The sequence below is a fragment of the Clavibacter michiganensis genome (assembly GCF_002151125.1).
Classification (GTDB): domain Bacteria; phylum Actinomycetota; class Actinomycetes; order Actinomycetales; family Microbacteriaceae; genus Clavibacter; species Clavibacter michiganensis_C.
Genome location: NZ_MDJZ01000011.1, coordinates 26,286 through 45,955, shown reverse-complemented (window position 1 = coordinate 45,955; position 19,670 = coordinate 26,286). Strand labels below are relative to the sequence as shown.

The 19,670-nt window shown below is 69.8% G+C and carries 24 protein-coding genes and 1 tRNA gene; 13 read left to right on the top strand and 12 right to left on the bottom strand.

Annotated elements, in window-relative coordinates:
- The first annotated feature begins 58 nt into the window (after positions 1-58).
- From BFL37_RS05975 to pstB, 6 genes are all read left to right on the top strand, one after another.
- Entirely contained in the window at positions 59-2,239 is a 2,181-nt protein-coding gene (locus BFL37_RS05975; RefSeq protein ID WP_086514243.1) for an RNA degradosome polyphosphate kinase, read from the top strand.
- Positions 2,240-2,286: 47 nt separating this feature from the next.
- Complete coding sequence (locus BFL37_RS05970) at positions 2,287-3,237, top strand: NUDIX hydrolase (RefSeq protein ID WP_086514242.1); 951 nt, start codon at positions 2,287-2,289, stop codon at positions 3,235-3,237.
- 183 nt (positions 3,238-3,420) lie between these two features.
- A complete protein-coding gene (locus BFL37_RS05965) occupies positions 3,421-4,515 on the top strand; it encodes a phosphate ABC transporter substrate-binding protein PstS (protein ID WP_086514241.1) in 1,095 nt (364 codons plus the stop codon).
- Positions 4,516-4,621: 106 nt separating this feature from the next.
- Positions 4,622-5,623 carry a phosphate ABC transporter permease subunit PstC gene (pstC, locus tag BFL37_RS05960; RefSeq protein WP_086514240.1) on the top strand — a complete coding sequence of 334 codons (1,002 nt, stop codon included), beginning with the start codon at positions 4,622-4,624 and terminating at the stop codon, positions 5,621-5,623.
- On the top strand, positions 5,623-6,723 hold the full coding sequence (gene pstA, locus BFL37_RS05955) for a phosphate ABC transporter permease PstA (protein WP_086514239.1): 1,101 nt from the start codon (positions 5,623-5,625) through the stop codon (positions 6,721-6,723). The genes pstC and pstA overlap by 1 nt, the downstream gene beginning before the upstream one ends.
- A gap of 41 nt (positions 6,724-6,764) precedes the next feature.
- On the top strand, positions 6,765-7,544 hold the full coding sequence (gene pstB / locus BFL37_RS05950; protein WP_043673462.1) for a phosphate ABC transporter ATP-binding protein PstB: 780 nt from the start codon (positions 6,765-6,767) through the stop codon (positions 7,542-7,544).
- Positions 7,545-7,621: 77 nt separating this feature from the next.
- Here the strand turns inward: pstB and BFL37_RS05945 are convergent, their stop codons facing one another.
- The 3 genes from BFL37_RS05945 to BFL37_RS05935 form a co-directional block, all read right to left on the bottom strand.
- A complete protein-coding gene (locus BFL37_RS05945) occupies positions 7,622-8,488 on the bottom strand; it encodes an anti-sigma factor (RefSeq protein ID WP_086514238.1) in 867 nt (288 codons plus the stop codon).
- Positions 8,485-9,087: a sigma-70 family RNA polymerase sigma factor gene (locus BFL37_RS05940; RefSeq protein ID WP_086514237.1), complete on the bottom strand. Its 603-nt coding sequence runs from the start codon at positions 9,085-9,087 to the stop codon at positions 8,485-8,487. The genes BFL37_RS05945 and BFL37_RS05940 overlap by 4 nt, the downstream gene beginning before the upstream one ends.
- Positions 9,088-9,652: 565 nt before the next feature.
- Positions 9,653-10,285, bottom strand: coding sequence for a DNA-directed RNA polymerase subunit beta (locus tag BFL37_RS05935; protein WP_086514236.1), 633 nt, complete (start codon positions 10,283-10,285; stop codon positions 9,653-9,655).
- Between the two features lie 72 nt (positions 10,286-10,357).
- On the opposite strand from BFL37_RS05935, the gene BFL37_RS14565 reads away from it, so the two are divergent.
- Both BFL37_RS14565 and BFL37_RS05930 read left to right on the top strand, forming a co-directional pair.
- On the top strand, positions 10,358-10,528 hold the full coding sequence (locus BFL37_RS14565; protein WP_172403752.1) for a hypothetical protein: 171 nt from the start codon (positions 10,358-10,360) through the stop codon (positions 10,526-10,528).
- A gap of 35 nt (positions 10,529-10,563) precedes the next feature.
- Positions 10,564-10,636 (top strand) — tRNA-Lys (locus BFL37_RS05930).
- 72 nt (positions 10,637-10,708) lie between these two features.
- On the opposite strand, the gene BFL37_RS05925 is transcribed toward BFL37_RS05930, so the two are convergent.
- Entirely contained in the window at positions 10,709-11,164 is a 456-nt protein-coding gene (locus tag BFL37_RS05925; protein WP_086514235.1) for a hypothetical protein, read from the bottom strand.
- Positions 11,165-11,224: 60 nt separating this feature from the next.
- On the opposite strand from BFL37_RS05925, the gene BFL37_RS05920 reads away from it, so the two are divergent.
- The 3 genes from BFL37_RS05920 (at position 11,225) to BFL37_RS14560 (ending at position 12,337) form a co-directional block, all read left to right on the top strand.
- Entirely contained in the window at positions 11,225-11,548 is a 324-nt protein-coding gene (locus tag BFL37_RS05920) for a hypothetical protein (RefSeq protein ID WP_143331593.1), read from the top strand.
- A 50-nt stretch (positions 11,549-11,598) separates the two neighbouring features.
- Entirely contained in the window at positions 11,599-12,081 is a 483-nt protein-coding gene (locus BFL37_RS05915; protein ID WP_086514233.1) for a hypothetical protein, read from the top strand.
- An 85-nt stretch (positions 12,082-12,166) separates the two neighbouring features.
- A complete protein-coding gene (locus BFL37_RS14560; protein ID WP_172403751.1) occupies positions 12,167-12,337 on the top strand; it encodes a hypothetical protein in 171 nt (56 codons plus the stop codon).
- Positions 12,338-12,405: 68 nt separating this feature from the next.
- Here the strand turns inward: BFL37_RS14560 and BFL37_RS05910 are convergent, their stop codons facing one another.
- The 8 genes from BFL37_RS05910 to BFL37_RS05875 all read right to left on the bottom strand — a co-directional run bounded on the left by BFL37_RS05910 (position 12,406) and on the right by BFL37_RS05875 (position 17,863).
- Positions 12,406-14,040: a hypothetical protein gene (locus tag BFL37_RS05910; RefSeq protein WP_143331592.1), complete on the bottom strand. Its 1,635-nt coding sequence runs from the start codon at positions 14,038-14,040 to the stop codon at positions 12,406-12,408.
- Between the two features lie 151 nt (positions 14,041-14,191).
- A complete protein-coding gene (locus BFL37_RS05905; RefSeq protein WP_086514231.1) occupies positions 14,192-14,542 on the bottom strand; it encodes a hypothetical protein in 351 nt (116 codons plus the stop codon).
- 107 nt (positions 14,543-14,649) lie between these two features.
- Positions 14,650-15,498 (bottom strand): phage major capsid protein, encoded by an 849-nt coding sequence (locus BFL37_RS05900; RefSeq protein WP_172403750.1) that lies wholly within the window; start codon positions 15,496-15,498, stop codon positions 14,650-14,652.
- A gap of 120 nt (positions 15,499-15,618) precedes the next feature.
- Positions 15,619-16,203, bottom strand: a complete 585-nt coding sequence (locus BFL37_RS05895) for a hypothetical protein (protein WP_086514229.1) — start codon at positions 16,201-16,203, stop codon at positions 15,619-15,621.
- Positions 16,200-16,403: a hypothetical protein gene (locus tag BFL37_RS05890; RefSeq protein ID WP_086514228.1), complete on the bottom strand. Its 204-nt coding sequence runs from the start codon at positions 16,401-16,403 to the stop codon at positions 16,200-16,202. The genes BFL37_RS05895 and BFL37_RS05890 overlap by 4 nt, the downstream gene beginning before the upstream one ends.
- 83 nt (positions 16,404-16,486) lie before the next feature.
- Entirely contained in the window at positions 16,487-17,113 is a 627-nt protein-coding gene (locus tag BFL37_RS05885) for a hypothetical protein (RefSeq protein WP_143331591.1), read from the bottom strand.
- Between the two features lie 28 nt (positions 17,114-17,141).
- Positions 17,142-17,549: a hypothetical protein gene (locus BFL37_RS05880; protein WP_143331590.1), complete on the bottom strand. Its 408-nt coding sequence runs from the start codon at positions 17,547-17,549 to the stop codon at positions 17,142-17,144.
- An 80-nt stretch (positions 17,550-17,629) separates the two neighbouring features.
- Complete coding sequence (locus BFL37_RS05875) at positions 17,630-17,863, bottom strand: helix-turn-helix transcriptional regulator (protein WP_086514225.1); 234 nt, start codon at positions 17,861-17,863, stop codon at positions 17,630-17,632.
- 102 nt (positions 17,864-17,965) lie between these two features.
- Here BFL37_RS05875 and BFL37_RS05870 point away from each other — a divergent pair, with 102 nt between their 5' ends.
- Positions 17,966-18,436 carry a helix-turn-helix domain-containing protein gene (locus BFL37_RS05870; RefSeq protein WP_143331589.1) on the top strand — a complete coding sequence of 157 codons (471 nt, stop codon included), beginning with the start codon at positions 17,966-17,968 and terminating at the stop codon, positions 18,434-18,436.
- Positions 18,423-19,577, top strand: coding sequence for a site-specific integrase (locus BFL37_RS05865; protein WP_086514223.1), 1,155 nt, complete (start codon positions 18,423-18,425; stop codon positions 19,575-19,577). The genes BFL37_RS05870 and BFL37_RS05865 overlap by 14 nt, the downstream gene beginning before the upstream one ends.
- The last annotated feature ends 93 nt before the right edge of the window (positions 19,578-19,670 follow it).

Below are 19,670 nucleotides of genomic sequence, written 5' to 3'. Positions count from 1 at the left end.
TCACCGTGCGTTCACCTGCAGGAAGGCCGACCGCGCACCGCGATGCCATGATGGGCGGATGGACAGCGAGACGTACATCGGCGATGCGAAGGCGGTCGCCGAATCCCTGGACGACTTCGACGAGGACGAGGTCCTCGAGGACGACGGGACCCTCCCCGAGGGGCGCTTCCTCGACCGCGAGCTGAGCTGGCTGGCCTTCAACCGCCGCGTGCTGGAGCTCGCCGAGGACCCGGAGCTGCCCGTCCTCGAGCGCGCCAACTTCCTCGCCATCTTCGCCAGCAACCTCGACGAGTTCTTCATGGTCCGCGTGGCCGGCCTCAAGCGCCGCATCGCGACGGGCCTCGCGGTCCCCACGAACATCGGCCGGACGCCCGCCGAGGTCCTCTCGGCCATCAACGAGACCGCCTACCGCCTGCAGGTCCGCCACGCCGCCGCCTTCAACGACAGCGTCCGCCCGGCCCTCGAGGAGCACGGCATCCGCATCGTGCGCTGGGACTCGCTGGACGAGGCCCAGCAGGACCGGCTGCACGAGCTGTTCTCCGAGCAGGTCTTCCCCGTCCTGATGCCCCTCGCGGTGGATCCGGCGCACCCGTTCCCCTACATCTCCGGCCTGTCGCTCAACCTCTCGGTGCGCATCCGCAACCCGAAGACGAACCGCCAGGAGTTCGCGCGCATCAAGGTGCCGCAGATGCTGCCGCGCTTCATGCCGCTCACGCCGGAGACCCGATCGGGCGCCATCGACTTCATCGCGCTCGAGGACCTCATCGCGAACCAGCTCGAGACGCTGTTCCCGGGCATGGAGATCGTCGAGCACCACGTCTTCCGCGTCACGCGCAACGAGGACGTGCAGATCGAGGAGGACGAGACCGAGAACCTCATCCAGGCCCTCGAGAAGGAGCTGCTGCGGCGCCGGTTCGGCCCGCCCATCCGCCTCGAGATCTCGGACGACATGGACGCGGTCACACTCGACCTCCTCATGCGCGAGCTCGACATCACCGAGCAGGAGGTGTTCACGCTGCCGTCCCCGCTCGACCTCGGCGGCCTGTTCGACCTCGCCAAGCTCGACCGCCCGGCGCTGCACTACCCGAACAACGTGCCCACCACGGCGGTCGCGCTGAAGCCGGCCGAGGACAACTCGCGCGCCGACATCTTCCGCTCCATCGCGCAGCAGGACATCCTGCTGCACCACCCCTACGAGTCCTTCACCACGAGCGTGCAGGCCTTCCTCGAGCAGGCGGCGGCGGATCCCCACGTGCTCGCCATCAAGCAGACCCTCTACCGCACGAGCGGCGACAGCCCCATCGTCGAGGCTCTCATCGACGCGGCCGAGGCGGGCAAGCAGGTGCTCGCGCTGGTGGAGATCAAGGCGCGCTTCGACGAGCAGGCCAACATCACGTGGGCCCGCAAGCTCGAGAAGGCCGGCGTGCACGTGGTCTACGGCGTCGCGGGCCTCAAGACGCACTGCAAGCTCGCGCTCGTGATCCGCCAGGAGAAGGGCGGGGTCCTCCGGCACTACAGCCACATCGGCACGGGCAACTACAACCCGAAGACCAGCCGCATCTACGAGGACCTCGGGCTCCTCACCGCGGACGACGTCGTGGGCAAGGACCTCACGCGCCTGTTCAACGAGCTCTCCGGCTACGGCATCGAGAAGAAGTTCAAGCGCCTGCTCGTCGCGCCGCTGCACCTGCGGAAGGGCCTGCTCAAGCGCATCGCCGTGGAGACGCAGAACGCGCTCGACGGGAAGCCGAGCGGCATCCGGATCAAGGTCAACTCCATCGTCGACGAGAAGATCATCGACGCGCTCTACCGGGCCAGCAACGCGGGCGTGCCCGTGCAGGTCTGGGTGCGGGGCATCTGCTCGCTCACGCCGGGGCAGCCGGGGCTCAGCGAGAACATCGAGGTGCGGTCGATCCTCGGCCGCTACCTCGAGCACAGCCGCGTGTTCTCGTTCGTGAACGACGGCGACCAGGCCACCTTCATCGGCAGCGCCGACATGATGCACCGCAACCTCGACCGCCGGGTCGAGGCGCTCGTGCGGCTCGTGGCTCCCGCGCACCTGCAGGAGATCGAGGACCTGTTCGACCGCGCCATGGCCGACACGACCTCCGCGTGGATCCTCGACTCGGACGGCGAGTGGACGCGCCGCAACAAGGGCCCCGACGGCACCACGCTGGAGGACCTGCAGACCGCCGTCATGGGCATCGTGTCGAAGCGCAAGCGGCGCGTGCTCCGCTGAGCGCCTCTCCGCTGAGCGCCGCTCCGCCCGGCACCGACCCCGCTAGCGTGGGGGACGTGTCCCCCGCTCCCTCCGTCTTCGCCGCAGGCGCCGTCGTCTGGCGCGTCGTCGACGACCGGATCCGGGTGCTCATCATCCACCGCACGCGCCGCCGCGACACCTCGCTGCCCAAGGGCAAGGTGGATCCCGGCGAGACGCTCCCGCAGACCGCCGTGCGCGAGGTGCACGAGGAGACCGGCCTCCGGGTCGCGCTCGGCGTGCCCCTCGGCGCGATCGAGTACGGCATCTCGGGCGGCCGCCGCAAGTCGGTGAGCTACTGGGCCGCCGAGGCGACGGACGCCATGGTCGAGGCCGGCCGCTTCGAGCCGGACGACGAGGTCGAGAGCGTCGAGTGGGTCTCCATCCCGAACGCGCGCAAGCGCCTGGACTACCCGGGCGAGGTGCAGATCCTCGATCTCTTCGCCGGGCTCGTGGAGACCGGGTCGCACCGGTCCTTCGCGCTCATCGCGCTGCGCCACGGCCACGCCGTGCAGCCGTACGAGTGGGACGGCGCGGACGCCGGCCGCCCGCTCAGCGCGCGAGGGCGCGACGAGGCGCAGGCGATCGTGCCGACCCTGGTCGCGTTCGGTCCGCGGGTCGTCACGAGCAGCACCGCCGAGCGCTGCCTGCAGACGGTCGCGCCCGTCGCCGAGGCCCTCGGCCGCCGGGTGAAGGAGGACGCGGGGATCAGCCAGGACGCGTACGAGACCGACGGCGGATCCGTGCGCGAGACGGTCGCGAAGCGCGTGCGCAAGGCCCGCAGCGCGGTGCTCTGCAGCCACAGCCCGGTGCTGCCGGAGATCCTCCATGAGATCGCGCTCGCCACCGAGACGCCGCGCGCGAGCCGCATGCCGCGCGCCGGCATGCTGTCGCCCGCCGAGTTCTCGGTGGTGCACCTGTCGGCGTCGGACCCGGAGGCGGGCATCCTCGCGGTCGAGACGTACGGGCCGTCGGCCTGAGGTCGCCCGCCGGCGCCCGACCGACGATTGTGCGCCTCCGCTCCTGGTGCCGAGCCGATCCGTGCCCGCTGTTCACCTCCCGTTCACCGGAATCGGCCGATCCGGTCAATGGCCCGACATAGCTTCTTCGAGGGGCATGCACCTGCCTCCTCACAGCACTAAATACCCGGAAGGCTCTACCACGTGAAGATCACGCGTCTCGGCAGCGCCGCAGCACTCGCTGCGGTCACCGCCCTCGCCCTGTCCTCCTGCGCCGCGAACGAGGGTCCCGCCTCCGGCGACGACTCCGGCTCGTCCCTGTCCGGTACGATCAACGGCATCGGCTCCTCCGCCCAGGGCGCTGCCCAGGAAGCCTGGATCGCCGCGTTCCAGACCGAGAACACCGGCGTCAGCATCACCTACGCGGCCGAGGGCTCGGGCGCCGGCCGCGAGGCGTTCATGGCCGGTGGCCAGAACGCCAACTTCGCCGGCTCCGACCGTGCGCTGAAGACCGACGAGCTCACGGGCACCTTCGGCCAGTGCGCCGACGGCACCTCGGCCATCGACATGCCGAACTACATCTCCCCCATCGCGATGATCTTCAAGATCGACGGCGTCGACGAGCTGAACCTCGACTCCGCCACCGCCGCGGGCATCTTCAAGGGCACCATCACGAAGTGGAACGACCCGGCCATCGTCGCGCTCAACCCCGACGCCACGATGCCCGACGCGAACATCACCGCCGTGCACCGCTCCGACGACTCGGGCACCACCGAGAACTTCACCGCGTACCTCAACGCGACCTCGTCGGACGTCTGGGACGCCGAGGCCGACGGCGTCTGGCCGTACGAGGGCGGCGAGGCTGCACAGGGCACCTCCGGCGTCGTCGACGCCGTCACCGGCGGGACCAACATCATCGGCTACGCCGACGCCTCCCGCGCGGGCGACCTCGGCGTCGCGAAGATCAAGGTCGGCGACGAGTTCGTCGAGTACTCCCCCGAGGCCGCGGCCGCGATCGTCGAGGCCTCCCCCGAGGCCGAGGGCCGCCCCGACAACGACATCGTGTTCGACCTCGACTACGCGTCGCAGGAGTCGGGCGTCTACCCGATCGTCCTCGTCAGCTACATCATCGCCTGCCAGGAGTACAAGGACCCGGCGGTCGGCGAGCTCGTCAAGTCGTACCTCGGCTACGTCACCGGCCCCGAGGGCCAGCAGCTCGCGGGCGAGAAGGCCGGCGCAGCACCGCTGTCCGACAGCGTCGCCGCCCAGGTGAAGACCGCGGTCGAGTCCATCAAGTAGCACCACCCGAGCGCCCCCTGGCCTGGATGATCCGGGCCAGGGGGCGCTCACACGGGCGGTGAGACGCCCGCATCGCAGTCCGCCACGACCCATAGGGACCCGACCCATGACGACAGCCGCCCCGCAGCCTCCCGAGGCTCCCGACTCCGATCGCACGCGTGACGCGTCCGCGCCGCCGCGCAGCACCGAGGGCGTCACGGCGAAGGCGCGCCTGGGCGATCGCGTGTTCTCCGGCCTCTCCTCCGGGTCGGGCATCCTCATCCTCGTCATCCTCGCCGCGGTCGCCCTGTTCCTGATCGTCCAGAGCATCCCGGCCCTCAGCGCGCCTCCGGAGGAGGTGTCCGGCGGGAGCGGCTTCTGGGCGTTCGTCGGCCCGCTCGTGTTCGGCACCGTGTACGCCGCCGCGCTCGCCATGATCATGGCGGTGCCCGTCTCGGTCGGCATCGCGCTGTTCATCTCGCACTACGCGCCCCGGCGCCTGGCGCAGGGCCTCGGCTACGTGATCGACCTGCTGGCCGCCGTGCCGTCCGTCGTGTTCGGCCTGTGGGGCATCGCGGTCCTCGCTCCCTTCCTGCAGCCGTTCTACGCGTTCCTCACCGACAGCTTCGGATGGTTCCCCCTCTTCGCCGGGCCCGTCTCGGGCACCGGCCGCACGATCTTCACGGTCGCGGTCGTCCTCGCCGTGATGATCCTGCCCATCGTCACCGCGCTCTCCCGCGAGGTCTTCCTGCAGACCCCCAAGCTCCACGAGGAGGCCGCGCTGGCCCTCGGCGCGACGCGGTGGGAGATGATCCAGACGGCCGTGCTCCCGTTCGGCCGCCCCGGCATCATCTCGGCCGCGATGCTCGGCCTCGGCCGCGCGCTCGGCGAGACGATGGCGGTCGCCATCGTGCTCTCGCCCGCAGCGGTCGTGAACTTCGCGTGGTTCCAGTCGACGAACTCCAACACCGTCGCCGCGAACATCGCGCTGAGCTTCCCCGAGGCGTACGGGCTCAAGGTCAACGAGCTCATCGCGTCGGGTCTCATGCTCTTCGTCATCACGCTGGCCGTGAACATGCTGGCCCGCTACATCATCAGCCGCCGCAAGGCCTTCTCCGGAGCGAACTAATGGCGACGACAGCCCCCTCCCGCACGCGGCCCGTGGCGAGCACCCTGCCCAACTCGCTCACCGCCGGCAAGCTGAACCGCTTCACGGCCCCCCTGATCTTCGTCGTGTCCTGGCTCGTCGTGGCAGCCGTCTTCCTGGTGCTGCAGCTCTCGGGCGCCTCGGAGGACTTCAACATCGTCGGCACCGCGGTATTCGGCACGCTGCTGTTCGGCGTCGCGCTGTTCTGCATCTCGCTCGCCGTGGAGGGCGAGCGGAAGGCGAAGGACCGGGTCATCACGATCCTCGTCACCGTCGCGTTCGTCCTGGCGCTCATCCCGCTGATCTCGCTGGTGATCACCGCCGTGACGAACGGATCGGCGCGCTTCGACCTGATGTTCTTCAACTCGAGCCTCCGCAACGTCGTGGGTGCGGGCGGCGGCGGCCTACACGCCATCATGGGCACCCTGATCGTGACCGCGATCGCCGCGGTCATTTCCATCCCCGTCGGCCTCATGTCGGCCATCTACCTCGTCGAGTACGGTCGCGGTCGCATCGCGCAGGCCATCACGTTCTTCGTCGACGTGATGACGGGCATCCCGTCGATCGTCGCGGGCCTCTTCGCGTACGCCCTGCTGGCGATCTTCCTCGGGCCGGGCATCCGGCTGGGCTTCGGCGGCGCGCTCGCGCTGTCCGTGCTCATGATCCCCGTCGTCGTCCGCAGCGCCGAGGAGATGCTGAAGCTGGTGCCGAACGAGCTGCGCGAGGCCTCCTACGCGCTCGGGGTGCCGAAGTGGCTCACCATCGTGAAGATCGTGCTGCCGACGTCGCTCGCCGGCATCGTCACGGGCGTCATGCTCGCGATCGCCCGCGTCATCGGCGAGACCGCGCCGCTGCTCATCGTCGCCGGCTTCACGCAGAACATGAACTACAACCCGTTCCAGGACCAGATGATGACCCTGCCGGTGTTCGTCTTCCGGCAGTACGCCGACCAGGGCGCCGACGCGATGGCCTACGTCGACCGCGCGTGGACGGGCGCGCTCGTGCTCATCCTCATCGTCATGGCGCTCAACATCATCGCGCGCCTCATCGCCCGCCTGTTCGCCCCCAAGCTCGGCCGCTAGCGCCCGCTCCCCCGGCCCACGAACCCGAACGAAGGAATCCCTTGTCCAAGAGCATCGAAGTCAACGACCTGAACGTCTACTACGGCAAGTTCAAGGCGGTCGAGGACGTCAACCTGCGGATCGAGCCGCGCACCGTCACCGCGTTCATCGGCCCGTCCGGCTGCGGCAAGTCGACCTTCCTCCGCACGCTCAACCGCATGCACGAGGTGATCCCCGGCGCCTACGTCGAGGGCGAGGTCCTCGTCGACGGCAACGACCTCTACGGCCCGGGCGTCGACCCGGTGCTCGTGCGCCGCCAGGTGGGCATGGTGTTCCAGCGGCCGAACCCGTTCCCCACCATGTCGATCCGCGACAACGTGCTCGCGGGCGTCAAGCTCAACAACCGCAAGATCTCGAAGTCGGACGCGGACGCGCTCGTCGAGCAGTCCCTCATGGGCGCCAACCTCTGGAACGAGGTCAAGGACCGGCTCGCGCTGCCCGGTTCCGGCCTCTCCGGCGGCCAGCAGCAGCGCCTCTGCATCGCGCGCGCCATCGCGGTGCAGCCCGACGTGGTGCTGATGGACGAGCCGTGCTCGGCGCTCGACCCCATCTCCACGCTCGCCATCGAGGACCTCATCGAGGAGCTCAAGGCGCAGTACACGATCGTGATCGTGACCCACAACATGCAGCAGGCCAGCCGCGTCTCCGACCGCACGGCGTTCTTCAACATCGCCGGCACCGGCAAGCCCGGCAAGCTCATCGAGTACGACGACACCACCACCATGTTCTCGAAGCCCAGCGTGCAGGCGACCGAGGACTACGTCAGCGGCCGCTTCGGCTGATCCGTCTCCGCCACGCAGAAGGCCCCGCATCCTCGAGGATGCGGGGCCTTCTGCGTGCCGCGTGCGCGCGGCGCCGATCAGGTGCTGGTGACCGCCACGATGGGCTCGGTGGTGGGCTGCTCCGATCCGCCCTCGGGCTCGACCGTGATGGCCACGGTGTCGCCCGGCGTGTAGCTGCCCTCGAGCACGGCGTGGCCGGCCCCGCCCTCGGACGACATCACGCCGGCCGACACGGGGCCCGACTGGCCGACGTACCACATCTGGAGGACGTGGCCCTCGGGCAGCGGCGACGCGTCGTTCAGGACGACCGCCGTCTTGGCCTCGGACGCGGAGAAGTAGACCGTGGCGGTGCCGCCGCCGACGACGTCGCGCTTGTCGATCACGACGTCGGACGCCGTGGTGACCTGCTCGTACGCCGAGGCGACGGGTGCCTGCGAGGTGCCGGGGCCGACGAGGGCCGTGCCGACGACCACGCCGCCGACGACGAGCACGACGGCCGCCGCAGCGGCGCCGAGGAGGGCGCCGGGCCGGCGGAACCAGCGCTCGGAGGCGCGGTCGGACGCGGATCCGAGGCGCTCGCGGGGAGGCGACGACGACGGGGCGGCGGGACCGGCACCTGCGTCGGCCGATGCGGCCGGGCGCAGCTCGGTGACGGGCGCGGTGCGTCCTGCCTCGACCGGTGCCCCGGCCGGAGCCGCGAGCGGCGGCAGCTGCGGGGTGGCGTCGAGCATGGCCATGAGGTCGACCTTGAGGCGCGGCGACGGATCCACCGGCTCGGTGGTCCAGGCGAGGTCGGCCGCGGTGGTCCGCAGTTCCTCCACCTCGGCGCGCAGCGCCGGATCGCGCTCGAGGAGCGCCTCGAAGTCGGCCGCCTCGTGGGCGTCGACCGCGCCGAGCGCGTAGGCCGCGGTGAGCGTGCGGAGGTCGTCGTCGTCGGTGGTCATGATGCGACCCCCATCTCGTCGCGCAGGCGGATCATGCCGTCGCGCAGGCGTGTCTTCACGGTCCCGATGGGCACGTCGAGCATCGACGCGACCTCGCTGTGGCTGTATCCGCCGTAGTACGCGAGGGAGACGGCCTGGCGCTGGATCTCGGTGAGCTTCGTCATCGCCTTCTTCACCCTCTCGTGCTCGATGCTGATCTCGACGGTCTCGGACACCTGGTCGTAGCCGTGCTCGTGGTCGCGGATGCCGATGCGGACGTCGCGATCACGGCTGGACTGGGAGGCGCGCACGCGGTCGACTGCGCGGCGGTGCGCCATGGTGAGCACCCACGTGGTCGCTGCGCCCTTGGCCGGGTCGAAGCGGGAAGCGGACTGCCAGATCTCCAGGAAGATCTCCTGCGTGACCTCCTCCGACTGCGCGTGGTCGACGAGCAGTCGGCGCACGAGGCCGAGGACGCGGGGGGCGAGCTGGTCGTAGAGCTCCGAGAAGGCGCGCTTGTCGCCCTGGGCGACGCGGCCGAGGAGGGCCTCCTTCGACTCGGGGTCCGCCGGCCCGGGGAGGTCGGGACGCTCGATCGATGAAGGCACGAGCCCCAGCATCCCAGACCCGGGTGCGATCCGCATGCAGGCAGGGCGGGGCCCGGCGAGCTGGGGCGGTGCAGCGGGGAGGTCATGTGGAGCTTCCGGTCGGGGTGCGGATGGAGGGGAGCCCGTCTGCGGGCGTGCGGTGCCCCGCACCAGCCGGGACCCCGCGGTGCGCGACATCTGGGATGGCCGGGCGGCCTGCCACGCGGACAGGACCCGACCGATGCGGGCCGCACCCTCGCGGGTGGCGGTCGTGAGGCGGGTGAGCGCCTCACGATGACTCTTCGGCGCGACGCGCGTCACGGATTGGTCACAGGCCGGAGGGATCGCGTCGCCCGGATGCGGGTGGATCGGGATGCTCGGCCGCTCACACGGGGGCCGTCCCGCCGCGCAGGCGGGGAAGGGAGATGAGGAGCCGGGCCGCAGGACGCCTCTCGGCGCGAGGCCGCTCGGAGCGGCGAATATTGGTACCCGGGAGTACTGCGGCCCGACCAGGATCCACTGTAACCGAGTCGGCGCGGGCTGTCGTCCCGGGGGTCGCGCTCACAGCGAACGGGCGGATCCCACCGGGGCGCGCGGGTCAGTCGAGGCGGTCGCTCCGCCACAGCCGGGCGCACTGCACGAGGTCGGCCGCCATCTGCGAGAGGCGGAGGGCGCGCGTCGTCAGATCTCCCGCGCGCTCGGGCGACGCGGTGGCGTCGAGGTCGTCGGCGACGCTGGTGGCGCCGAGCGCGGCGAGCCGGCTGAACGCGCCCGCGCGGTCGAGGGCCACCGCGAAGTCGCCGGTGAAGAGACCGCGGAGGATGCTGTCGGCGAGCTCGACGATCTCGGTCGGCCCCGTGGGCGCGGTGGCGCCGGCGACCACCGGGTCGATGGTCGAGGCGACCTCGGTGCCGCGCTGGTAGAGGAGGCTGATGCCGTCGGGATCCTGGCGGATGAGCGCGCGCATGAGGTACAGCCGCCAGAGCGCCCCCGGCAGGCTGCGCGGACTGGCGCGCGACCAGAGCTCGGCGACCGCGTCGATCCCGTGCTCGTCGGTGTACGCGATGAGGCGCTCGACGACCGCCGGGTCGGGATCCGCCCGCACGCGGGCGAGCAGGGCCGACGCGGTCTCGTGGGCCACGCGGCTGATCGTGGCGGGGTCCTCGCCGCCGAGCATGCTCTCGAACTTGGACCCGGAGAACTTGGTGGGCTTGTGGTATTCGCCGGACATCCGGGCAAGCGTACGCCGGGGTGGACGCGGTCGGCCGGGCTGCTGCCCGGGTTGCCGCCGTAGGCTCGGAGCATGCGCTTCGTCTACGGCCTCGTCGCCCTCTGGCTCGTCCTGGTGATCCTGGGCTTCGTGATCAAGGCGCTCGCCTGGCTCGTCGGCGTGGGCGTCTTCCTCCTCGTGGCCACCGTCGTGGCCGGCGCGCTGGTGCGCCGCGGGGCCTCGCGCGACGTCGACCGGCTCTGAGGCCCCCTCGGCCCATCCCGTAGCATCGGGGGCGCGGGCCTCTAGCTCAGTTGGTAGAGCAAGGGACTTTTAATCCCTGGGTCGTCGGTTCGAGCCCGACGGGGCCCACTACATCCGCATGATCGTGCGGATGCGCAGGACAGCAAGGACTGCGACCCCGCGGAAACCCCGCGCATTGCGTCACCCAGGCGTGCCGGATCGGGCGTCGTCCGCGTCGGGGAGCTCCTCGTAGTAGCGGGTCTTCACCTCGTCAGCAGTCAGAGCGCCCTGGTGCCACTGGCTGATGAGGTCCAAGAAGACGATGTAGGCGTCGACGCGGGTCAGCTTCGCGTCGGAGGACAGCGCGAAGAGGGCGGTCACCATGACGTCGACGACGGGCTTCTCCTCGGGGGTGGTTAGCAGCGTGAACCGAGCCGCCGCCGTCTCCGAACGCGCCAGCTCGTCGGGGGTCAGCTTTGCCTTGGCGGACCGGAACGCCATGATGGCGATGAGCTCGGCCAGAGCGTCCGCCAGGTCCTCGTGTCGCTTCTCTTCGCGCCGGCGCTTCTCCGTGAGCGAGTCCCGCAACCACGGGACACCGGCCGTGGCGACAGCTCCGATGATGGCACCGAGTAGCGCTGCCCAACCTGAGTCCATGAGGCACGGTAGCGCGGCATGAGCCGCCGCGGTGTCGGCGCCCGTTCGTAGCCTGCGGGGATGACGAACAAGGTGCGCCGCGACTCCCCCGCCCCGACGCCGCTCGAGGCTCCTCAGGGGCCGGCGCTGTACCGGACGTCACCGGGCGGCGCACGCATCGAGGACCGGTCGACGTCGTGGCCGTCGCGGCGGTACCTGGCGTCTCTCGTGCACGACTGGGACGGGTGGATGCTGACCCCGCGGCTCGGTGACGGCTCGCACGGGCCCTTCAGCAGCGCCGAGGCCGCGTTCCTGTGGTGGCTGCAGCACCGCGACGCCCTGCCTCCCTCACGGCGCGTGTGGCGCAACGGTGATCCGTGGGAGCCGAGAGATCCAGACGCGTAGCCCCGAAGGGGAGGTATCCAGCGCCTCGCCCCCTGGCTAGCGTCGGCCTCATGACAGACGACCCGAAGTCCAGCTACTCCACCCTCTACGACATCCTCTTCTACGCGAACGACGAGACCGCGTACGAGCGCGACGAGCCCGACAATCGCAAGAAGCCGTTCGAGGCGCTCCTCAAGCGCATCGACCACGCCCTCGGCGGTGAGTACGTCAAGTACGCCACGCACAACTTCGACGACGCGCTCATCGGCACCGCCGTCGCCATCACGGAGAACTTCGTCGTCCGCGCCGGGCGCGACGAGGACGAGCCCTTCACCGTCACCGTTACGCCCCTGAGCCTGCTTCAGAGCATCTCCCTCGTCCAAGACCCGCCCGCGGGCTTCGTCGCCCACGGGACGGCCTGGCACGGCGCGACCGTGGTCCTGGAGTTCGATAGTGGAGTGGAGAAGGCGATCCTGCCCGGCGCCCTGTCCAGCGGCAGGAACGCGAGCGAGTTCGCCGAGCTGTACCCCGCGCTCCTCGCCCAGCTCCGCTAGTCCCTACGCGGCGGCGCCGGCCCGAACGGGGGTGTGCGCGTCGCCCTCCTGGCTTCGTACGCTCGGCGCGACCCGAAGGAGCACCATGACCGACCAGACCCCCACCTCAGCCCAAGCTGCCGCCCAGGAAGCGCTGTTCCGCGTCATCACAGACGGCGTCGAAGCTGTCCGGGACAGCGGGCACCAGCTCGACAACAACACGGCCGCCATCAAGATGCTGGCGGAGGCGTACAGCCTCGTGGTCGACGGCAAGTAGCGCACGTACGAAGCCCCCGGTGCCGCCTCGAGAGAGGGACACCGGGGGCTCCGTACGCGCAGGGGCGGCTACCAGTAGCCCTCGACGACGACCGAGTGCCCGAGCGCATTCGTCTGCGTGATGTCGACCGCGACGACGTCCACGGTGGCTCTCTCCCGCGTGCTGCAGAGGAACGGCACCGCGAGCTCCGTCACGACGCTGTAGCCAGCGGAGCGCGCCGTGGTGAGCGCCAGGGACGCGACCGTCGTCGGCGTCGCCTCCGTGGTGCTGAGTGTCCACGAGCCGCCATCCGCCTCCGCGCTCGTACCGGCGGGCGCGAACGCCCGCATGCCCGTGATGAGCGCCCCGACGGGCAGGTTGATGCGCGCGCGGCCAGACGGAGTGGAGAGGCCGCCGTTGATGCCGTGCACGACGAGCTGCCGCTTCACGAGCGGCTTCACGAGATCGCCGCCGAGCGCGCCGACGGTCGCGTCCCACACGGTCGCGCCGGCCGCCGTCGACGTCACGGCATCGCTGCTGTCACCGCGGCAACTGACGAACTCGACCTGCGGGTCGATCTTGTTCGCGCCCGGCTGCGTGTACGTGACGACCTCGGACGGGGTGAGCTTCTGCGCCCAGTGGGTGTCCCGCACGACGACGCGGTGGCGCTTCTGATACGCGTTCACCCCGTAGGTGATGTTGATGGTCCCGGCGAGGTGGGAGTCGTGGATGTTGTAGATCGGCCCGTTGTTCTGCTCGAGGACGATGTCGAGCATGTTGCCGTACGTCTGGAACGGCATCTGCGAGGACCAGTCCGCCTGGATCGACACGTTCCCTGATGCCCACTCCGAGTACAGAAGGCCGGCGAGCGGGCTCTTGGCCTCGACGCGGAGGCTGCGGACGTGCATGTGCTGCACGCCTTGCGAGTGCGACGTCCCGCGCAGCTTGAACAGCTTCTGCGGGGAGGTGAGGCCGGCGCCCCAGTCGGAGACGTCCATGCCGAAGACGTGGAAGTGGCCGCCGCGTGCGGCATCGACGAGCGCGGCCGACGTCGACCAGTGCTTGAAGCCGTAGAACCAATAGTTCAAGAACTGGTCAGACGTGTTCGCCCCTCCGATGAAGAGGAACGCGCCGTCCGCAGCCATCTTCGACGTCGAGCACGAGTAGAACGTGAACTCGCTGTTGTTGTCGTTGCCCTGCAGGTCGAACACGTACTTCCACGGGCCCGTCCAGGAGACGTCGGTGAACGTGTACTGCTGCGCGTTGTGGGTCGTGTACGACTGTATGAACGTCGCGCCGGCGACCGTCGTGTGGAAGGTGATGCCCTCGATCGCGATGTTGATCCAGAAGTCGTTGAACAGGAGCGCGCCGAGCTCGGCGGGGCTGAAGACGACGACGGTGAGGCCGCGGCCCGCGCCGATGAAGCGGATGCCGTTGATCTTCGTCGTCATGTTCTCGCGGCCGAGCATGCCGCGCAGCTCGGAGATCTGGTAGGTACCGGCGCCGAGCTCGATGACGCGGGTGCCGAGGAGATCGCTGCTGATGCCGTCGGACGCTCGGCCGCTGAACCGGGCGTCCCTGGTCGCGAGGCGCATGTGCTCGTCTGCGGACATCGCAGCGGACTCGTAGTGCGGGTGCGTGAGCGTCTTGCGCCCGAAGGCGTCGACCTCGGTCAGCGTGGGCGTCGGATGGACCGCGGGCGGGTCGGGGTAGATCACAGTCATGGTGGGCCTTCCTGAGGCGTCGAGAGAGCGAATTAACCCGGCGAATCGAATTGGCGCGAATTCGAATTGACCCGGGGAGAGACGTGCCAGCCCGGGCGGGAGGTTGGCGGCTGCGAGGTGCTGAAGGGGCCCCTCCCCACCCGTCAGCGGGTCAGGGTGCGGGGGTGCGGTAGCTACGGGTACCGGCCACACCGAGGGCGGTGTCGAGGCCAGCCAGCTCCTCGGGGAGGAAGTAGCCGGCGCGTCCTGCTGCCGCTGTGTAGCGGACAGAGGCTGGGCCGACTGTCTGCTGGGCGATGCTGCGGTCCTGGCCCGTGAGGCGGCGGCTGACGGCGTCGGCTGTGTGGCTGTGGACCAGGGGCAGGAGTGCGGTGGGGATGGTCGGGTACCTGGTGGTGAGCGTGACGCTGATGGCGGTGAGCCACGCGTTCACGCGGGTGGTGTCGGTACCAGCGATGGGGCGTGCGAGGAACGGCGTGATGTGCTCGATGGTGACGTGCATGCTCGTCCTTCCTCGGGGTGGTGGCCGCGGATCTGACCAGGACCGCGGCCACCGTGTGACCGCCCGCGTGACCAGGAGAGGAACGCGGGCGATCAGTCTGTGGGTGGCTAGACGCCGAGCTCGATCTTCACGAGCGCCTTGGGCTGCGGGAACGCGAAGCCGACGCGCATCGTGGACTTCACGGCCACGCGGTCGGTGGTGAAGTACACCTCGTCGCTGGTGGTGACGGTCACGTTCTTGCGGATGACCACGATGGCCTTCTGCTTCGGGATGCCCCAGATCGTGCCCGGCTCCACGTGCTTGGACGCGAGGAGCGGGACACCGAGGAGCAGCCGGCGGGTGGCGCTGGTGGCGTCGAGTCCGAGCAGGGGCTCGTTGCTGTCGACCTGGCGCTTCAGCTGCATGAGCTGCAGGTAGTCGACGGGGTTCGCCACGAAGTTGTCGATGGTCGCGCCCTCGAGCTGCGCGCTGGCGATCGCGGCCGCGAACGGGTCCGTGTTCGCCCACGACGCGCCGGCCGAGAGGACGGCGGGCGCGGTGGTCCCGGTGAGCGAGTCGAGGCCCTTGGGTGCGGGGGTGGCCAGGTTGCCGAAGTACGCGCGGTCGACCTGCGCCGCGATGGCACGGCCGATGGAGTCGGCGACGGCCGCTGCTGCCTCGGGGGACGAGTCGTCGGCGAGCTCGCGGCTGATGGCGATGACGGCGCCGACCTTGCTCGGGGTCACGACGAGCTCGGCGAACTTCGGCTCGGTGTTCGTGAGGTCGTCGCCCTCGTCGACCCAGGCGGCGCCGGCGTCGTCCGTGAGGATCGGGACGTGCCAGTCGTGGGCGTCGATGACGACGGACGAGGAGACGGAGAGGGCGACGGATGCCGCCTCGACGGGCCGGATGATGAGGTCACCGTACTCGGCGGGCAGCAGGCCCGAGACGTCGTCGGTGTTCGTGAAGATGGTCACAAGAAGCTCCAGGGGGCTGGGGAGGCACACGCGCGATGTCGGTGCCGTCGCGGCTGATGGTCACGCCACGGCCCTGCCGTTCGCGCGTGCCCCCCTGGAGCTTCTTGACCCGAGAGCCGGTTACTGTCCGGAATTCTCCTGGTGCAGCTCGATTCTAGCGCGAGATGACTTCGCGCGCACGTTTCTTGCGTGCTCGCCGTCTCGCTGCAACAAATCGGCCATCGTGGCGGCTCCTCCGCCGAACTGGTCCGCCAGGCTCTTCGGCCTAGCCGGCGCCGTCCCATCCATCGGGACACCCGGGTCGGGCTTCGGGCGCGTCCGCGGCATCAGCTTCTGCGGGGCGAGGTAGGGGCGCTCCTGCACGAGCTCCGCCACGGCCGCGGTGACCTTCTCGGGGTCGATCTTCCCGTCCTCGCCGAGCACGGCCGAGATCCCGATGAAGGTGTCGAAGTCCGCGGTGTTGACGAGCTGTCCCTGCAGCATGAGCCGCACGACCTCGGCCTGCAGCTCGGTCACGTGCTCCCGCGCGGCCGTCAGCGACGCCGTGGCCTCGTTGCGCTCGCGCCGGTACTTCGCGGCCTCCCGCGCGAGGCTCTTGTCCTCATCCGGCTCATGCTGCAGCTCAGGAGCGTCGGGAGCCTCGGGGACCACCTGCTCGGGCGTCTCGACGGTCTCCACGTCCTCGGTCGTCGTCTCGTCGGTCATCGCGCGTCCTCCGTCGTGCCGTCCAGCTCACCGAGCAGGTACCAGGCGATCGCCTCCCACTGCGCTGCCGTGAACACGGGAGACGCGAGAGTGGCCGTCTCGCCCTGGCCTCCCTCGTCGCCCATCGTGTAGGTGACCTGCTGGTGGCGTGCCCTCATCAGCTCCACCAGGGGTGCGGCGTCGATCTTCTTCTCGCTCATGGTCTTCTCCTTCAGGGCGCCGACATACCGCCGCCCACTCGTGTTGTTCGGATTCGGTCGATCACGTCTGCTCGGTGCCGCACTCATGACGCCCACCGCGTCACCGCAGTCTCCTGCGCCTGAGGGCAGGTCGGGTCGACGCAGTGTCCCGAGGAGTCCATCGCTCCCCCGCATGCCCAGCACGACTCGTCTCCTGCTGGAATCGCTGCCGTAGGCCACCCCTTCTGTCCCTGCCTGTCCTGTCCTCTCCTGTCCTGTCCCCGGGACAAGTCCCCGGGACCGTCCCCCGGGACATCCCCCGGGACAGCAGGGAATCGAGGGACTGAAGAGGAGGAGCCATCGCACTCGTCGCCACAGAATGCGTGCTCCCCCTTCGCGTGTGATCGCTGGCGCTTCTTCTTGTCCGCGTCGGCCTTCCGCGCCTTGGCCGCCGCCTCCAGCTGCTCCGCGCTGGTCTGCAGCTCCTTGAAGTCGTCGATGATCCACCCGGTGCCGTCAGGGGCTACCTGCCAGAGGCCGAGCTCCACCAGCCGGTCAGCAGCGTCTCGGAAGTGCGGTATGAGGGCGACGTCCGCGTGCTCAACGCGTCCATCCGTGCGATTCGACACACCCCACAGAGTCGCCATGAAGTAGCTCCGGAACTCGTCCGCGGTCAGCCGCGCGATGCGTCGGTCGCTGAGGTACCGCTCGGGGAAGCGCGCGTCTACCACGGGGGTCTCCTCCCCCGCTGCGGCCGGCTCACGCGCGGGACCCATCCGCGTCCGCGTAGTAGCGCGCCACCAGCCGATCGAACTCGGCGTCCGTGTCCGATTCGAGGCCGTATCCGAGCTCAGCGGTCAGCAACTCGGTCGGCCGGCCGTCGCGGATGCAGCGCGCCCAGGAGCACGGCTGCAGCGCACCGTTCACGAGGTCCTTCACCAGGAAGAGGGCCCAGAGGTGCTCACGGGTGGTCATGCCCTCGTACATCTGCACGACGAGTACGCGCAGCTCGAGGTTGTAGGTGATGCCGAGCAGCACCTTCTCGACGTGGTCGCCCCTGTCATGGACGGACACCGCAGTTCCGGGCTCGAACCTCGGCAGCACTCGGAAGCCTCGGAAGTCGGTGGGCGCCTCGACGGCGACGTCGGTCGTGGGTACGGTGGTCATGATCTGCTTCCTGTCCTGGTAGTTGGATTCATGACCCTCGAGCGGCTGCAACCGCGCGGGGGTCGTTCTGCTTGTGGGGGTCACGCGCTCTTGGCGTCGCGCAGACCGTCGAGCCACGCGACGACGTCCTCGCGCTTGTACCGGACGGCGGCGCGGCCCATGCGGGTGACGCGGGGGCCGATGTTCTCGGTGGCGTAGCGAGACAGCGTCGCGGTCGACAGGCCGGTGAAGGCGCTGAGCTCGGCCCGGGTGCCGTAGTCGGGGAAGTCCTCGATGCGGAGGATCTTGGGAAGGGGTGCAGTGGGGCTCGGCATGAACTATTCCAATCCGTGAGTGCGGAGTATTCCGCAGGAGATGGCACCAGTGTGCGCCACGCCGCGGCACCTGTCAACCGGAGGAGGATGTACGGTATCCCCATGCAGAATGACTCGGAGCAAGTGACCCCCCTGACGGACTGGGCCTTCTTCGAGATGGTCGAGCAGCACGTCGGGCAACAGATCCGCGGGCACCGCTTGGCCGCGAAGATGTCTCAGGCGGAACTGGCCGCTCGCGTGACCGCCAGGGGCTACACGATCCAGCAGAGCACGGTGGCGAAGGTCGAGCTCGGCACGCGACCGATCCGAGTCGCGGAGCTCTACGTCTTCGCGTCCGCCCTCGAGGTGCCTTGGATCCGCTTCCTTCTCGACTACGCCGCCGGCGCCCAGGACGACGACTACCAGGCCCTCAAGTTGAAGGCTCGCGAGCTGAACGAGCGCCGCGCCGAGCTGGAGGAGCAGACACTGTCGTCAATGCGTGAGCATGCCGAGCAGTACGGCCGCGTGTTCGTGGAGCTCATGACCGTGGAGGACGAGATCCGGAAGCTCGCGGCGGGCGATGGCGAGGCCTAGGACACCCATCAGCGCACACGGCGCCATCAGCGTCGTCGAGGTCGAGAAGGGCAAGTGGCGGGCCCGCACCCGTTACCGGTTCGACGACGGCCGGCTCCGCCAGGTGGAGCGCTTCGCGAGCTCGCAGAGCAAGGCCCGCACGGCACTGCTGACCGCCCTCGTGGACCTCGAGGCGCCGTCGACGAGCGAGATCCGCAGCAGCACGACCCTCGCGCAGCTCGCTGCCCGGTACCTCGAGTGGAAGGCCGTTGACGGGGTCGCGCAGCGCACGATCGACACCTACCGATGGGCCGTCGGAACGGTCATCGCGCCGGCGTCCAGCGCGGCCGGCGGCATCGGTGACCTGACTCTCCGGGAGGCCACCACGGAGCGCCTGGACCGCTTCCTGACGGCCGTGGGACGCGACCGGGGCAACGGGGCTGCGAAGACTTGCAAGAGCGTCCTCAGCGGGATGCTGGGCTACGCAGCCCGCCTCGGGGCCATTCGGACCAACCCGGTCCGCGAGGTCGGCCGCATCGCGCGGAAGAACGAGGGCGCGACGGCCGTGACGCTCGAGGGCATGCCGGCCCTCCTCGCCGCGGTCCGCGCTGACGACCGCATGCGCGCCCTCGACATGGTCGACCTGATCCAGTTCCTCGCCGGCACCGGAGCGCGCGTGAGTGAAGCGCTGGCGCTGCAGTGGGACGCTGTCGACGCGGCTGCCAAGACGGTCGAGATCACCCGCAACGTCGTGCGCGTCCGCGGCGAGGGCATGAAGCTGCAGGACCACACGAAGACGACAGCCGGCATGCGTGTCATCGGGATCCCCGACCACCTCGTGCAGCTGCTCGAGCAGCGCCGGCGTGAGCAGCCGACCAACGAGCTCGGCCTCGTCTTCCCGTCCGTCCTCGGCAAGCTCCGCGACCCCAGCAACACGCTGAAGGACTGGCGCCTCAACCGCGACCGGCTCGGCGCCCCGGACACGTCGTTCCACAGCTTCCGGAAGTACGTCGCCACAGCGCTCGACTCCGCCGGCCTCAGCGCGCGCGAGATCGCGGAGTACCTCGGGCACCGGCGGCCGTCGCTCACGCAGGACACCTACATGAGCCGGAAGGTCGGCGGGACGCGCGCTGCCGGCGCCCTGGATCAGGCCCTGCAGTAGCTGGATCACCCCGCAGATACCCCGCGGATACGCTGCGCGCTCGTGCAATCTCCTGCTACCTCATGACACCCGAGATGCCCGGCAGCATCACGA